This window comes from Leisingera sp. SA32, assembly GCF_056033425.1.
On sequence record NZ_JBVYHB010000008.1, the window covers coordinates 128295 to 142797 of the forward strand.

Consider the following 14503-nt stretch of genomic DNA (forward strand, 5'->3'; position numbering starts at 1 on the left):
GGAAGCATGGACAACGAGATTTCAACCAGCGCCGAGGCGGCCGAGGCCGCGATCCTGCCCTGCTTGCATGAGGTCCATACCGACCCGGAGGCCTGCGCCGGGCTGACCAAGGTGCCCGAACGGCTGCAGCAGCCCGATGCCACCAAAAGCGCCTCGCGCTGGGCGTATGAGCGGCTGATCCTCTATATCCAGAACTTCGAAAAGCAGCTGGACGGCGAGCATGAGGTCGCCATGGGCTTCGCCGGCGGTGATGCCGGTGTGCTGCGGATCGAGGGCATCGGCTACTACGATCCTGACATCATCACCTTTTACGGCAGTGAGGCCAATGGCACCAAAACCCAGCTGGTGCAGCATGTCAGCCAGCTGAACGTGATGCTGCGCGCTGTGCCGAAACTGCGCCAGGCAGAGCCTGCGAACCGGATCGGCTTCCGGCTGGCCTCGGATCTGGACGCGGTCTGAGCGCAGCCGATTCGCGCCATGGCGGCCGCAGGGTCGTCCGCAGCGGACCGCGCGCGGCCGCAGGGCGGCAGATGCGACCCCGCGGCGCGCAACAGCGCCAATTTCTGCGGGATGCGCCGGAATGACGTGGTGACAGCCCGCGCCAAATCCAGTAATCACCGGCAAAACGCACGCGAATTTTGAGGGATAACGCACATGGCTGATCATCAGCACGGCTCCATGGACATCACCACTCAGGAGAAAGTCTATGCAGGGTTTCTGACTTTCATCACCCGCTCCGCCATCGCGCTGGTCATCTTCGCGCTGTTCCTGGCGATCTTCGCCAGCTGATCGGCTGAACCTGGGGCGGTGGTGATGCGCAACCTGCTGTGTCTCGGCGCGGCGCTGCTGGCGCTCGCGGGCTGTGCTGCGCCGCAGCAGCCCAATGCGGACGCCGCAACGCTGGCGCAGGTGGCCTATCGCCACCCGGGCCCGCCCAAGCTGACGCTCTACACGATGATCAACAACCGCACCGGCAGGGGCGGTCACGCCTCGTTGATGATCAACGCGTCGGAACGGGTGATCTTCGATCCTGCAGGCTCTTTCTATGCGCCGGTGGTGCCGGAGCGGAATGATGTGCTCTACGGCATCACCCCGGCGGTGGAGAAAGCCTATCGCGGCTCGCACGCGCGCAGCACGTTTCACGTGATGGTACAGGAGGTCGAGGTGACGCCGGCACAGGCCCAGCAAGCCTACCGGTTGGCGGTGACCAATGGCCGGGTGCCCGGCGCCTACTGCGCCCAGGCCACGGCGGCGATCCTGCAACAGATCCCCGGTTTCGAAGAGGTGGACCGCACGTTCTACCCGGAGAAACTGGCCGAACAGTTTGGCCAGCTGCCCGGCGTGCGCACAACCCGCTATTACGAAGACGACAACGCCGATCTCAAAGACGGAATTGCCCGCAACATCGCGGAGCTGAGCGCGGCCGCCAACTGACCGCGCCGCCTGGGCCGCGCTGTCACGCGGCCAAATACAACAGCAGCAACGATACCCCGCCAGCCCCCAGCGCAAAAAGCACGTTGCGGGTCAGATAGCCGACCGCGAACGTGGCCGCCGCGGCGGCGAAATGGATCAGGCTGGGGCTGCCGCCCGTGGGGGCGGGCCAGACCACCAGTGGCGCCACCAGCGCCGGCAGCACCGCCACGGCGGTATAGCGCAGATGCCGCATCAGCCAGGGCGCAATCGGCCTGCCGCCCATGAACCCCAGAAACACAAAGCGCAGTGCATAGCTGCCAAGCGCCAGTCCGGCGATGACGGTCCAAAGAACCGGGGTGGGGATGCTGCTCATTTCACGGTCTCCGCCTTGGATTTCTGCCGCTCCAGCCACAGTTCGGCCTGCGCCCCGGCAATCATGCCCGCGATCCCTGCAACGATCAGCCCCAGGTTATAGGGCAGCATTGCCGCGGGCAGGGATGTCGCGACCGCCACCAGGCAGGCCACGATATGCGCCGGGGTGCGCAGCATCGGCCCGATCATGGTCAAAAACGCCAGTGGCAACACGAAATCCACGCCCCAGCTCTCGGGAATGCGGCTGCCGGCCATCACCCCGGCTATGGTCGCGATCACCCAGGCCGGGGTTACGATGCCATTGGTGCCCAGGAAATAGGCCATCCGTTGCGCGGTGGTCATCCGCGGCTCGTTCTCGAATTTGACGATCGACAGCGCATAGGACTGATCGACCACAAAATAGGCCGCCAGCGCCCGCTGCCACATCGGCGCATCGCCCAGGTATGGCGTCAGCGAGGCGGAATACATCGCCATCCGCAGGTTCACCGCCAGCGCCGAGACCAGCACGATCAGCAGCGGCGCGTTCTCCTGCATCAGCTGGAGCGCGGTGAACTGCGCCGCCCCGGCAAAGACCGCCAGCGAAAAGGCAAAAGCCTCCGGCGCGATCAGCCCAGCCTCTGCCGCCAGAACGCCGAACAGGAAGCCAAAGGGCGAGGCCATGAAGAGAAACGGCGCGCTGTCGCGAAAGCCTTGCCAAAAGGCTGATTTGGTGGTGGAGCTTGCCATCTGTGCGTCCTAGATTGCCTGCATCCGGCCTACGCCGGACGCAGGAGGAATGCAATTGGTGAGCATGGATATCACGTCAGAATATCTGATCGCCCCCGGGGTCTCGAACCCCCGGCTGACCCGCGCTGTCACCGGCACCGATCAGAACGGCGACGCCCTCGAGATCGCCGTGGTCGAGGAGCGCCCACTGACCATCTTCCTGAACTCGCAGGAAATTGTCACCGCCATGACCATCGGCGACTACCCGGAATACCTGGCGCTGGGGTTTCTGCGCAATCAGCGCATGCTGCGCGACAACGACGAGGTCACCGGCGTCGATTATGACGAGGATCTGGAAACCGTGGTGGTGCGCACCGCGGTGGAGACCAGCCACGAAGAGAAGCTGAAGAAGAAGACCCGCACGTCCGGCTGCGCAGTCGGCACCGTCTTTGGTGACATGATGGAGGGGCTGGAGGATGTGCGCCTGCCCGAAGCCGAGATCCGCACTTCCTGGCTTTACGCGCTGGCGCACAAGATCAACCGCACCCCCTCGTTGTACCTCGAGGCAGGGGCGATCCACGGCACCGTGCTGTGCCATCAGGACCGCCCGCTGGTCTATATGGAGGACGTCGGCCGCCACAACGCGGTGGACAAGATCGCCGGCTGGATGCTGTCCGAAGGCGCCGATCCCGCGGACAAGATCCTTTATACAACCGGACGGCTGACGTCGGAGATGGTGATCAAGACCGCGATGATGGGCATCCCGGTGCTGGCGTCGCGCTCCGGTTTCACCGCCTGGGGGGTCGAGATCGCCCGCGAGGTTGGCCTCACCCTGATCGGCCGCATGCGCGGTCAGCGGTTCATCTGCCTGTCAGGCGAGGAGCGGTTGCTGCGCGACATGGATCCGAAAGACGCACCGGTTGAAGACAAGAAGCACAGGCGGAAGGGGGCGGAATGAGAGTTGAGATTTTGAACAGGAAGGACGGACCTGTCGGCATTGGAGGGGTGTTTTGACCAAAGCTCCCCTCGGCGTCATCCTTGCAGGCGGCCTTGCAACGCGTATGGGCGGCGGTGACAAGGGTCGACTGTTGATCGACGGCCAAAGCCTTTTGTCCCGCGTGGTCGACCGGCTGTCGCCGCAGGTCGCGCGGTTGGCACTCAACGCCAATGGCGACCCGGAGCGGTTCGCCGACCTGGACTTGCCGGTCATTGCCGACTCGATTGAGGGCTTTGCAGGTCCGCTGGCGGGCGTTCTCGCAGGTCTCGATTGGGCGGCAGAGCAGGGGGCTGACACCATTGTCACCGCTGCTGCCGACACGCCCTTCTTCCCGCAGGATCTGGTCGCCCGTCTGACCGCCGCGGCCGAGGGCATGGAGCATCCGCTGGTGCTCGCCACCAGCCCGCGCAGCGGCGACGAGGCACTGAAATCCGGCGGCGGCAAGCGCGTGAACCGCCACCCGGCCTTCGGCCTCTGGCCCGTCGCCCTGCGCGATGACCTGCGCGCGGCGCTTCAGGACGGGCTGCGCAAGGTGGTGCTCTGGACCGACCGGCACGGCGGCCGCGAGGCGCGGTTCGAAGCCGAGCCCTTCGACCCCTTCTTCAACATCAACACGCCCGAGGATCTGGCGCGCGCCGAGGCGCTGCTGGCATGAAGATCTACGGTGTCACCGGCTGGAAGAACAACGGCAAGACCGGGCTGATGGAGCGGCTGGTGGCCGAGATCACCGCTCGCGGGCTGAGGGTCTCCACCATCAAACACGCCCATCACGGCGCGGATGTGGACCAGCCCGGCACCGACAGCCACCGCCACCGCATGGCCGGCGCGGCGGAGGTGGTGCTGGCCAGCCCCGCCCGTATCGCCATCATGCAGGAGCTGCGCGGCCAGCCGGAGCCGCCGCTCGCCGATCTGTTGGCACGACTAGCCCCGGTCGATCTGGTGCTGGTAGAGGGCTACAAGCGCGAAGCTCACCCCAAGATCGAAGCGCACCGCACTGAGGCAGGCACGCCGCTGATCGCGACCACGGATCAGTCCATTCGCGCGGTTGCCAGCGATGGGTCGCCGGATCTGGCCCGGCCGGTGTTTGATCTGGACGATACCGTGGCAATTGCCGATTTCCTGCTGGCTGATCTGGGCCTGTAGCCCCCCATCCCCGAGGTTGCCGACATGACCCTGACACCACCGCCCCTGAACAATGACTGTTTCGCCCTGCCTGCGGGCGTCAACTGGACACCGGTGGATGAGGCGCTGGCGCTGCTGCGCGCGCGGCTGGCCCCGGTCACCGGGGTTGAGACCGTGCCGCTGACGGATGCGCTGGGCAGGGTGCTGGCGCAGGACGTCTTGGCCCGTCGCGCCAACCCGCCGCAGGCCAACACCGCAGTGGATGGCTATGGCTTTGCCAGCGGGCGGGACGACGGCGCGCACGTTTTGCCGCTGGTGCAGGGGCGGGCGGCGGCAGGGGTGCCCTTTGACGGCGCGGTACCTGCGGGCCATGCCATCCGGGTCTTGACCGGCGCGGCGTTGCCGGATGGCGTCGACACTGTGATCCTTGAGGAAGACGTGAATACAGACGGCCGCCAGATCGCCTTCAACGGGCCGCTGAAGCCGGGCGCCAACACCCGCCGTGCGGGAGAGGACGTGCAGGCAGGCGCGGTGATCCTGACCGCCGGCCGGGTGATCACCCCCGCCGATCTGGCGCTGGCCGCCGCCACCGGCCTGGGAGAGCTGCCGCTGCGCCAGCCCCTGCGCGTCGGGGTGCTGTCCACCGGCGACGAGCTGGTCGAGCCGGGCGCGGACGCTGCCAAGGGACAGATCTATGATGCCAACCGGCCGATGCTGCTGGCGCTGATGCGGCAGATGGGGTTTCAGGCAGTGGATCTGGGCCGCGCTGCCGATGATCGCGAGGGGTTGCGGGAAAGGCTGGATGATGCAACGGCGCGCACGGATGTGATCCTGACCTCGGGCGGCGCCTCTGCCGGGGATGAGGACCACGTCTCTGCCCTGTTGCAAGAAACCGGCGCGATGCAGGAATGGCGGATCGCGCTGAAGCCGGGCCGCCCGCTGGCGCTGGGGATGTGGCAGGGCACGCCGGTCTTCGGCCTGCCTGGCAACCCGGTGGCGGCGCTGGTCTGCACGTTGATTTTCGCCCGCCCGGCCATAGGGCTGCTGGCGGGGGCAGGCTGGCAGCGCCCGCAAGGGTTCGACGTGCCCGCAGGTTTTGAAAAGCGCAAGAAACCGGGCCGCCGCGAATACCTGCGCGCCCGGATGCGGGAGGGCCGGGCCGAGGTGTTCCCATCCGAAGGCTCCGGCCGCATCAGCGGCCTCAGCTGGGCCGAGGGGTTGGTGGAGCTGCCCGATGGCGCGGTGCATGTAAAACCGGGGGATCTGGTACGCTTCATCCCCTACGGCAGTTTCGCGATGTAGCAGCGGAACTCCCGCCCGCGGCTCGGCGCATCACAGATGCTTGCCCGCCGTTGGGCCCGGCGCCGCGCTGACGCGCGGCGGGGGCTCCTTCATCGTTCTGAAAATACGCATCCGTCACCCGCAGGGCCGCGCTTGCGGCCAGCAGGGGAGGGCTGGGTGCGACCGGTTGCCCTTTAGTCGAAGGTGCCCGCCACCCGGCCCAGCAGCATGAAAGCGCGGGCAGTTCGGGTGTCGCCCAGGGCAGAGATCTCGCTGTCGGTTGCCTCTGCCTCGAACTCGGAGAACATCTGGTCGAACCGACGCAAGAAGTGATGCGCCGCATCGCGGAAAATCGGATCCTGTTTCATTCGGGCCGCGGTCAGCGCCAGCGAACTGCGATCACGCACCCCGCCCAAGGCCGCCACCGCGCGGCCACGCGCGCCTTGGCCAAACTGGCGCCAGATCTCGGGGCGGGCCATGTCGGGGCGCAGGTCGTCCATGTAGATGCCGTCCTGGCTGAGCAGCGTCAGCACATCCTGCGCCGCTTGGATCACCTGCGCCGCCTTGCGATCCTTCAGCGCGGCCCGCAGCGCGGCAAAGCCCTCGGTGTCCTCGGCCGTTTCGGGAAAGTTCAGCGCCCGGATGAACTGATCCGCGCTCAGCGTCGGCGCCTCCGCCTCAGGCGGGGGTTCCAGGGCCAGCGATCCCTGCTCAGCTGCGGTGAGCTCTGCGGCGGCCGCCGGAATGGCGGGGCGCGCCGGTTGGTTGCGACGGCTGGTGTGAAAGGTCGCCAGCGCGGTCTCGGTCTTGCGCGTCGCCTCGGCGATCTCCTCCAGCCGCTTGGCAACAGAAGGCTCCGCCACCGCGGACTGCTGCTGCGAGTGGGTCAGATAGGTCTGGCGCAGCCCGTCGATGGCGGCCTGTAACTGCTCGCATTCCTCGCGCACCACGCGGGCCGAGCGCGCCGCCGAGGCCGCCACCCACAGCATCGCAAGCGGCAGCACCAGGGCCAGCAGCGCGGCGATCCGGTCGGCCCACTGCGCAAGGCCGCTGTCCTGCGGCGCAAATAGATACAGCCCCGCAGCCGCCACCAGCCACAACGCCCCCAGCCCGATGGCCGCCAGCTCGGCGCCGCCAAGACCATTGGCGGGCGGGCCATCGAGCCGCCGCAACGCACGACCGCCGCCCTGTGGGCTGCTGATGTCCGATCTGCTGGTTGGACCTGTCATCTGGGTGTGCCGCCTTGCGGATCAGGAATAGACGATCTTGAGGATTTCATAGGCGCGGTCGCCGCCCGGCGTGCGCACCTCCACGCTGTCGCCTTCTTCCTTGCCGATCAAAGCGCGGGCGATGGGGGATTTGATGTTCAGCAGGCCCGCCTCGATGTTGGCTTCGTGTTCGCCAACGATCTGCCAGGATTTCTCCTCGTCGGTGTCTTCGTCCACCACGGTGACCTTGGCGCCGAACTTGATGGCGCCGGACAGTTTGGAGGGGTCGATCACATCGGCCAGCGACAGAAGCCCCTCCAGTTCCTTGATGCGGCCCTCGATGAAGGACTGCTTTTCGCGGGCAGAGTGGTACTCGGCGTTTTCGGACAGGTCGCCCAGCTCACGCGCTTCGGCGATGGCCTGGATGATGGCCGGGCGTTCGACCGACTTGAGGGTCTTCAGTTCGCTTTCCAGCGCAGCATGACCCTTGGGGGTCATCGGGATCTTTTCCATGAGATTGGTCCAGGTCGCTTAGTGTTCTTGTCAGGTGGAAAACCGTAGCCCCGCAGCATAGGCTGCGGGGCGTTCGGTCCGGTTGACAGATACCTGACCCAATCCCGCGCCCGATTTCAAGTGGGCGCGAGCTGTTCGCGGGTGGTTATTGCCGTAATCCGGGGGATTTACGCGGGTTTTCCACAGCTTTGCGCGGAAAAATGCCGCCAGCCCCACCGCCGCGCAATGCGGCCTGCCACAACAGATCAATCATATTGCACCGCCTCGTACTCGATCCCGTTTTCGTCGTGGAAGTAAAACCGCCGCCCCGGCTCGTAGTCGCCATGGTTCATCGGCGTGAACCCGGCCGCCTTGACCGCATCTTCTGTGGCGTCCAGGTCCGGCACGATCACTGCCAGATGGTTCAGCCCGCCGATGATGCCATAGCTTTCCGGCGCTTTGACCGCGGCAGTGGGCGGCGCATAGAGCGCCACATAGCTGCTCGCCTCGCCCACATGCACGCTGTAGCCACCGTTTTTGGCCTCGCCCTCCCAGCGGATGTGCCAGCCGAACACCTTTTGCATCCAGGCGGCGGTGCCGTGTGGGTCAGCGACGGTGACGTTGGCGTGTTCCAGTACTGCGGTCATGCTAAATCTCCTGTTTTATGCTTGCGGAAACCTGTTGATACGACTCACCGTAATTCCTAAACCTAACTTCAGCTCAAGCATTTTTTCAGGAGACCCCATGCCCCCCTCCGCAGGCATTTCCATCGGCTATCTGGCCGACCGCACAGGACTGGCGGTGTCCGCCATCCGCTATTACGAGGCGCAGGGGCTGGTGGAGCCTTGGCGCAACGCGGGCGGCCAGCGCCGCTTTCACCGCGCCGACATCCGGCGGCTCAGCTTCATCATGATCGCCCAGCAGATTGGCTTTTCGCTGCCGCAGATCCGCGGCTTCCTGCGCGGCCTGCCAAATGGCCGCACCCCGACCAAGCGGGACTGGGCGGCAATCTCGGCTGAGTTCCGCACCCTGCTGGACCAGCGAATCGAAACCCTAGTGAAACTGCGCGACAATCTGGACGGCTGCATCGGTTGCGGCTGCCTGTCGCTGTCGTCTTGCAGGCTCTACAATCCCGACGACCGCGCTGCCGCGCGGGGCAAGGGGCCCAGATACCTGATGGGAGACAGCCCAGAGACGGAAAATGATGCTTGAGCGGCGAATTTGGGCGCACTTTTTGTCCCAGATGCCTGTTTTACAACTCCGTGACGCGGTGTTTGGATTGACCCGGCAGCCTGCCAGCAGCTAAGCAACCGCGAAAGAATATTGCGCCCACCGACGTCTCGTGGTGGGGCCGGTAGCGAATACAAAGCCAAGGAGCGCCGCAAAATGGCCGAGATTGAACGCGAAGCGATGGAATACGACGTGGTGATCGTCGGGGCCGGCCCGGCCGGCCTGTCCGCGGCTATCCGTCTGAAACAGCTGGATTCCGACCTCGAAGTCGTCGTGTTGGAAAAAGGCTCAGAGGTGGGCGCGCATATCCTGTCTGGTGCGGTGCTGGATCCCTGCGGTCTCGACGCGCTGATCCCCGACTGGAAAGAAAAGGGCGCGCCGCTGAACGTGCCGGTGAAGGAGGACAATTTCCTGATGCTGGGCGAGGCGGGGCAAGTCCGCATCCCCAACTTCCCGATGCCGCCGCTGATGAACAACCACGGCAATTACATCGTCTCGATGGGCAACGTCTGCCGCTGGATGGCCGAACAGGCCGAGGCGCTGGGGGTGGAGATCTTTCCCGGTATGGCCTGTTCCGAGCTGGTCTACGGCGACAATGGCGAGGTGAAGGGCGTGATCGCGGGCGAGTTCGGCAAGAACCCCGACGGCACCCCCGGCCCGGCCTATGAACCCGGCATGGAGCTGCACGGCAAATACGTCTTCCTGGGCGAGGGCGTGCGCGGCTCGCTGTCCAAGGAAGTGATCGCCAAATACGGTCTGTCCGACGGCAAGGAGCCGCAGAAATACGGGCTTGGCATGAAGGAGATCTGGGAGATCGACCCGGCCAAGCACAAGGAAGGCACCGTGACCCACACCATGGGCTGGCCGCTTGGCAAGAACGCGGGTGGCGGCTCGTTCATCTACCACCTGGACAACAACCAGGTCTATGTCGGCTTCGTGGTGCACCTGAACTACAAGAACCCGCACCTGTTCCCCTACATGGAATTCCAGCGCTTCAAGCACCACCCGGTGGTGGCAGAGCTGCTGAAGGGCGGCAAGCGGGTGGCGTATGGTGCTCGCGCGATCACCGAAGGCGGCTGGCAGTCGATGCCAAAACTGGTCGCGCCCGGCGTGGCGCTGCTGGGCTGTGCGGCGGGCATGGTCAATGTGCCGCGCATCAAGGGCAACCACAACGCGATGCTGTCCGGGAAGGCCGCGGCCGAAGCCGCCTATGAGGCAATCCGGGCGGAGCGTTCGGGCGACGAGCTGGTGACCTATGAGGCCGACGTACGTACCGGCGCCATCGGTGACGACCTCAAGAAGGTGCGCAACGTAAAGCCGATGTGGTCCAAATGGGGTCTTACCGCCTCGCTGGCGCTGGGGGGGCTGGACATGTGGACCAACACCTTCGGTTTCTCTCTATTTGGCACCCTCGGCCACGGCAAGAACGACGCCGAGGCCACCGAGGAGGCCGCCAAGCACAAGCCGATCGACTATCCCAAGCCGGATGGCGTGCTGTCCTTCGACCGGCTGACCAACGTCAGCTTCTCGATGACCAACCACGAGGAAAGCCAACCCTGCCATCTGCGTCTGGGCAACGAGGACACGCCGATCCGGGTCAACCTGCCGAAATACGCCGAACCTGCGCAGCGCTACTGCCCGGCCGGGGTGTACGAGGTGGTAGAAAAAGACGGCCAGCCGGAGTTCGTCATCAACTTTCAGAACTGCGTTCACTGCAAGACCTGCGACATCAAGGATCCGGCCCAGAACATCACCTGGACCACGCCGCAGGGCGGCGACGGGCCGAATTACCCGAACATGTAACGGCAAGTTTACGCATTCGGCAGGCTTTTGCCGGAATATGGGGGCGGTCTTCGGGCCGCCCCATTGCGTGTTCGCGGACAGCGCACTACGCTTTCGGGGTAACGCAAGAGCAGTAAACCGCAAGGGGGGTCCCGCGTGCCCGTATCCATCTTTCGCAGCCTGACAGGGGCGGCGCTCGTCGCCGTATGCGCCGCTTTCCCGCCCGCCGTGCAGGCCGGTGGGTTGGCGGGGTCCTACCTCGCCGGGCGCGCCGCCAAATACGACAGCGATTTTGCCGCGGCGGCGCTCTATTACACCCAGGCGTTGGCGCGCGATCCCAAGAACCCGCTGTTGATGGAAAACGTCGTCTTTGCCCAGCTGGCCATGGGCCAGGCGGAGGCTGCGGTGCCGGTGGCCAAGCGGCTGCTGCAAACCGGCGCGCGCAGCCAGGTCGGCAATGTGGTGATCGCCGGCAGTCATGCCATGAACGGCAACTTTGCAGCCATCCTCGCGCGCGACCCCGCGCTTGAGGCCATCCACCCGCTGGTGGACGGGCTGTTGCAGGCCTGGGCGCATGTCGGCGCCGGCTCTGTCTCCAACGCCTTGCAAGCCTTCGACGATCTGGCCGAGGACGAAAGCCTGCGCCCCTTCGTCCTTTATCACCGCGCGTTGGCGCTGGCTTCCGCCGGAGATTATGGTGGCGCGGATGCGCTGTTTGCAGCGGATGACGGACGCTTGGCGGCGCTCAGCCGACGCGCCGCGATTGCGCGGGTGCAGATCCTGTCCCAGCTGGGCCGCAACGACGACGCCCGCGCGGTGCTGCGCGACGCGTTCTCGGATCGGCTCGACCCCGGCCTGGCGGCGCTGGACGCGCAGCTGAGCGCCGACGAGACCTTGGCCTTCACCATCGCGCCAACCCCGCGCGATGGCATCGCCGAGGTGTTCTTTACGCTTGGCTCTGCCCTGAACGGCGACACCGCCAATGATTATGTGCTGATGTACGCCCGCATGGCGGCCGCGCTGCGGGCGGACCATGTGGATGCGCTCCTGCTTAGCGCCAGTCTGCTGGACCAGATGGGGCGCTATGAGCTGTCGGTGGCCACCTATCGGCAGGTGCCCAGCGGCCATCCGGATTACCACGCGGCGGAAATGGGCCGCGCCGAGGCGCTGCGCCGCGCCGCCAAACCCGAAGCCGCCGCCGAAGTTCTGACCCAGCTTAGCCGGGCGTTTCCCGATCAGGCCAGCGTCTATGTCAGCCTCGGTGACCTGCTGCGCCAGCAGGAGGATTACGCCGGCGCCGCCGCGGCCTATGACAAGGCGCTGGAGTACATGTCCGAGGACGCCGGGGGGCGCTGGTTCCTGCTTTATGCCCGCGGCATCTGCCACGAACGGCTGGACCAGTGGTCGCAGGCAGAGGCGGACTTCCGCGCCTCGCTGGCGCTGGAGCCGGACCGGCCACAGGTGTTGAACTACCTCGGCTATTCGCTGGTGGAAAAGAACATCAAACTGGACGAGGCGCTGGAGATGATCGAGCGCGCCGTCGCTGCGCGTCCCGACAGCGGATATATCGTCGATTCCTTGGGCTGGGTGCTGTTCCGTCTGGGCCGCTTTGACGAAGCGGTCGCGCATATGGAGCGCGCGGTGGAGCTAATGCCGGTCGACCCGGTGGTCAATGATCACCTGGGCGATGTCTACTGGGCGGTGGGCCGCGCCCGCGAGGCGGAGTTCCAGTGGAAACGCGCGCTGTCCTTCGTGGACCCCGAGGACACCGACGGCGAGGCTGACCCTGAGCGCATCCGCCGCAAGCTGCAAATCGGTCTCGATGCGCTCCTGGCCGAGGAGGGCGCGCAGCCGCTGAAAGTCGCCAATGGCGGTTGAGGTTCTTGCACCCGCCAAGATCAACCTGACCCTGCATGTGACCGGCCGCCGCGCGGATGGCTATCACCTGCTTGATTCGCTGGTGGTCTTTGCCGATACCGGCGACCGGCTGCGCATCGCGCCCGGCGACGAACTTGCGCTGGAGGTCAGCGGCCTGTTCGCCGCGGGCGTGCCGACAGACCAGCGCAATCTTCTGTGGCAAGCGGCCAAGGGGGCCGGCTGGCGCGGCTGGATCCATCTCGACAAGCAGCTGCCGCATGGCGCCGGCATCGGCGGCGGCTCCTCGGACGCGGCGGCGCTGCTGAAGACCATCGCGGGGCAGGATGGGCGCATACCGGACGATCTGCCGCTGTCGCTGGGGGCCGATGTGCCGGTCTGCATGGCGGCGCGCGCCGCGCGGATGCAGGGCATCGGTGAAGCGGTCACCCCGGTGGCGCTGCCACAGCTGCACGCACTCCTGGTCAATCCCGGCGTGCAGCTGCCCACTGGCGCGGTGTTTTCAGCGCTGGACTGCCGCACCAATGCGGCTATGCCTGCCGCAATTCCCGCCTTCACCGACGCCGCCGACTGCGCCGCCTGGCTACAAGAGCAGCGCAACGATCTGGAAGCCCCGGCTTGCCAACTGGCGCCGCAGATCGACCGCACCCTGGCGGATCTACGCGCCTCGCGCCAGGCGCTGATGGCACGCATGTCCGGCTCCGGTGCCACCTGCTTTGCGCTCTACCCCACGAAAAAGGCCGCCCATATGGCGGCCTATGACATTGGCGCGGAACATCCCGATTGGTGGTGTAGCGCCGTCGCGCTGGCCTGAAACACCCTCGCGACCAGTGGCTCCCGCCCGTGGCACGGCGCATCAAAGATGCTTGGCCGCCGTTTGGCCGAGCGCCGCGCTGCCGCGCGGCGGGCCAGCGTTTCTTTCTGGTTGAAAATACTCCGGGGTAAGGCCGCAAAGCCGAGGGGCAGCGGCCCTCAAACCCCGCTCAGCTGAGGCGCGCCACGACGTAATTGGCGAGGTCGCTCAACATGTCGCGGATTTCGTGCCCGGGCAGCTTCTCCAGCGCCGTGCGGGCCTTGGCCGCCCACATCAGCGCATCCTGCCGCGTCGCCTCCAGAGTGCCGTATTTCGCCATCAGCGCCAGCGCCTGCTCCAGATCGCCATCCTTCTGCTTGCCCTTCTCGATGGTGCGGGTCCAGAAAGCGCGCTCCTCGTCGGTGGCCTGCGCCACCGCCTTGATCACCGGCAGGGTGAGCTTGCGTTCGCGAAAATCGTCGCCGACGTTCTTGCCGGTCGCCTTGGCATCGCCCTGGTAGTCCAGCAGATCATCGGCAATCTGGAACGCAATCCCCAACGCGTCGCCATAGGCAAACAGCGCCTTCACCTGATCTTCCGGTGCGCCGGCGATCACCCCGCCCACTTCGGTTGCGGCGGAAAACAGCGCCGCGGTCTTGCCGCGCACCACTTGCAGATAGACGTCCTCATCCGTTTTCAGGTTAGACGCCGCGGTCATCTGCAGCACTTCGCCCTCGGCGATGGTGGCCGACGCATTGGCGAGGATGTCCAGCACCCGCAAACTGCCGGTTTCCACCATCAGTTGAAAGCTGCGGGCAAACAGGTAATCGCCGACCAGAACGGAACTTTTGTTGTCCCACAGCAGGTTGGCGGTGGGTCGACCGCGACGCTGCCCGCTTTCGTCTACCACGTCGTCATGCAGCAGCGTAGCGGTGTGGATGAATTCGACCGTTGCGGCCAGCTTCAGGTGATGGTCGCCGCCGTAGCCGCACAGCCGCGCGGCCGCCAGCGTCAACATCGGCCGCAGCCGCTTGCCGCCGGCCTCCACCAGATGCGCGGTCACCTCGGGGATGCGCGGCGCATGGCGCGAGGCCATCCGGTCGCGGATCAGCGCGTTTACCGCATCCAGTTCCTGGCTCAGCGTGGCGGCCAGCATCTCATGCGGCTTCTTGGTCATCACTTGGTCCATCACATTCCCGCCTGCGAGGCTCGACAAGGTAGGCGCCTTGCCCT

General features: G+C 65.9%; 17 protein-coding genes. 11 read left to right on the top strand and 6 right to left on the bottom strand.

Annotation, left to right across the window (positions count from 1 at the left end):
* Nucleotides 1-6 precede the first annotated feature (6 nt).
* From AC0IPL_RS13275 to AC0IPL_RS13285, 3 genes are all read left to right on the top strand, one after another.
* Entirely contained in the window at nucleotides 7-459 is a 453-nt protein-coding gene (locus AC0IPL_RS13275) for a DUF6173 family protein (RefSeq protein ID WP_474274994.1), read from the top strand.
* A gap of 195 nt (nucleotides 460-654) precedes the next feature.
* Nucleotides 655-789 carry an aa3-type cytochrome c oxidase subunit IV gene (locus tag AC0IPL_RS13280; RefSeq protein ID WP_474274995.1) on the top strand — a complete coding sequence of 45 codons (135 nt, stop codon included), beginning with the start codon at nucleotides 655-657 and terminating at the stop codon, nucleotides 787-789.
* Between the two features lie 24 nt (nucleotides 790-813).
* Entirely contained in the window at nucleotides 814-1434 is a 621-nt protein-coding gene (locus AC0IPL_RS13285) for a hypothetical protein (RefSeq protein ID WP_474274996.1), read from the top strand.
* 22 nt (nucleotides 1435-1456) lie between these two features.
* Here AC0IPL_RS13285 and AC0IPL_RS13290 read toward each other — a convergent pair whose 3' ends face one another.
* Together AC0IPL_RS13290 and AC0IPL_RS13295 are read right to left on the bottom strand one after the other, a co-directional pair.
* Nucleotides 1457-1786, bottom strand: a complete 330-nt coding sequence (locus AC0IPL_RS13290; protein WP_474274997.1) for an AzlD domain-containing protein — start codon at nucleotides 1784-1786, stop codon at nucleotides 1457-1459.
* Nucleotides 1783-2511, bottom strand: coding sequence for an AzlC family ABC transporter permease (locus tag AC0IPL_RS13295; protein WP_474274998.1), 729 nt, complete (start codon nucleotides 2509-2511; stop codon nucleotides 1783-1785). The genes AC0IPL_RS13290 and AC0IPL_RS13295 overlap by 4 nt, the downstream gene beginning before the upstream one ends.
* Nucleotides 2512-2575: 64 nt before the next feature.
* Between AC0IPL_RS13295 and AC0IPL_RS13300 the strand changes: the two genes are divergently transcribed.
* Genes AC0IPL_RS13300 through AC0IPL_RS13315 form a run of 4 tightly spaced genes read left to right on the top strand, consistent with a single transcriptional unit; the run spans nucleotide 2576 to nucleotide 5911 of the window.
* A complete protein-coding gene (locus AC0IPL_RS13300) occupies nucleotides 2576-3448 on the top strand; it encodes a formate dehydrogenase accessory sulfurtransferase FdhD (protein WP_474275056.1) in 873 nt (290 codons plus the stop codon).
* Nucleotides 3449-3500: 52 nt separating this feature from the next.
* Nucleotides 3501-4142, top strand: coding sequence for a molybdenum cofactor guanylyltransferase MobA (mobA, locus tag AC0IPL_RS13305; RefSeq protein WP_474274999.1), 642 nt, complete (start codon nucleotides 3501-3503; stop codon nucleotides 4140-4142).
* On the top strand, nucleotides 4139-4630 hold the full coding sequence (gene mobB, locus AC0IPL_RS13310) for a molybdopterin-guanine dinucleotide biosynthesis protein B (protein ID WP_474275000.1): 492 nt from the start codon (nucleotides 4139-4141) through the stop codon (nucleotides 4628-4630). Before mobA ends, mobB begins: the two co-directional genes overlap by 4 nt.
* Nucleotides 4631-4654: 24 nt before the next feature.
* Nucleotides 4655-5911 (top strand): molybdenum cofactor synthesis domain-containing protein, encoded by a 1257-nt coding sequence (locus AC0IPL_RS13315; RefSeq protein WP_474275001.1) that lies wholly within the window; start codon nucleotides 4655-4657, stop codon nucleotides 5909-5911.
* A 173-nt stretch (nucleotides 5912-6084) separates the two neighbouring features.
* Here AC0IPL_RS13315 and AC0IPL_RS13320 read toward each other — a convergent pair whose 3' ends face one another.
* From AC0IPL_RS13320 to AC0IPL_RS13330, 3 genes are all read right to left on the bottom strand, one after another.
* Nucleotides 6085-7119, bottom strand: a complete 1035-nt coding sequence (locus AC0IPL_RS13320) for a hypothetical protein (protein ID WP_474275002.1) — start codon at nucleotides 7117-7119, stop codon at nucleotides 6085-6087.
* 21 nt (nucleotides 7120-7140) lie between these two features.
* A complete protein-coding gene (greA, locus tag AC0IPL_RS13325) occupies nucleotides 7141-7611 on the bottom strand; it encodes a transcription elongation factor GreA (RefSeq protein WP_474275003.1) in 471 nt (156 codons plus the stop codon).
* Nucleotides 7612-7856: 245 nt separating this feature from the next.
* Complete coding sequence (locus AC0IPL_RS13330) at nucleotides 7857-8237, bottom strand: VOC family protein (protein WP_474275004.1); 381 nt, start codon at nucleotides 8235-8237, stop codon at nucleotides 7857-7859.
* Between the two features lie 97 nt (nucleotides 8238-8334).
* Between AC0IPL_RS13330 and soxR the strand changes: the two genes are divergently transcribed.
* From soxR to AC0IPL_RS13350, 4 genes are all read left to right on the top strand, one after another.
* Nucleotides 8335-8802 (top strand): redox-sensitive transcriptional activator SoxR, encoded by a 468-nt coding sequence (gene soxR, locus AC0IPL_RS13335; RefSeq protein WP_474275005.1) that lies wholly within the window; start codon nucleotides 8335-8337, stop codon nucleotides 8800-8802.
* Between the two features lie 174 nt (nucleotides 8803-8976).
* On the top strand, nucleotides 8977-10623 hold the full coding sequence (locus tag AC0IPL_RS13340) for an electron transfer flavoprotein-ubiquinone oxidoreductase (RefSeq protein ID WP_474275006.1): 1647 nt from the start codon (nucleotides 8977-8979) through the stop codon (nucleotides 10621-10623).
* Between the two features lie 135 nt (nucleotides 10624-10758).
* Nucleotides 10759-12480 carry a tetratricopeptide repeat protein gene (locus AC0IPL_RS13345; RefSeq protein ID WP_474275007.1) on the top strand — a complete coding sequence of 574 codons (1722 nt, stop codon included), beginning with the start codon at nucleotides 10759-10761 and terminating at the stop codon, nucleotides 12478-12480.
* Entirely contained in the window at nucleotides 12470-13291 is an 822-nt protein-coding gene (locus AC0IPL_RS13350) for a 4-(cytidine 5'-diphospho)-2-C-methyl-D-erythritol kinase (protein WP_474275008.1), read from the top strand. The genes AC0IPL_RS13345 and AC0IPL_RS13350 overlap by 11 nt, the downstream gene beginning before the upstream one ends.
* 169 nt (nucleotides 13292-13460) lie before the next feature.
* On the opposite strand, the gene AC0IPL_RS13355 is transcribed toward AC0IPL_RS13350, so the two are convergent.
* A complete protein-coding gene (locus tag AC0IPL_RS13355) occupies nucleotides 13461-14459 on the bottom strand; it encodes a polyprenyl synthetase family protein (protein WP_474275009.1) in 999 nt (332 codons plus the stop codon).
* Between the last annotated feature and the right edge of the window lie 44 nt (nucleotides 14460-14503).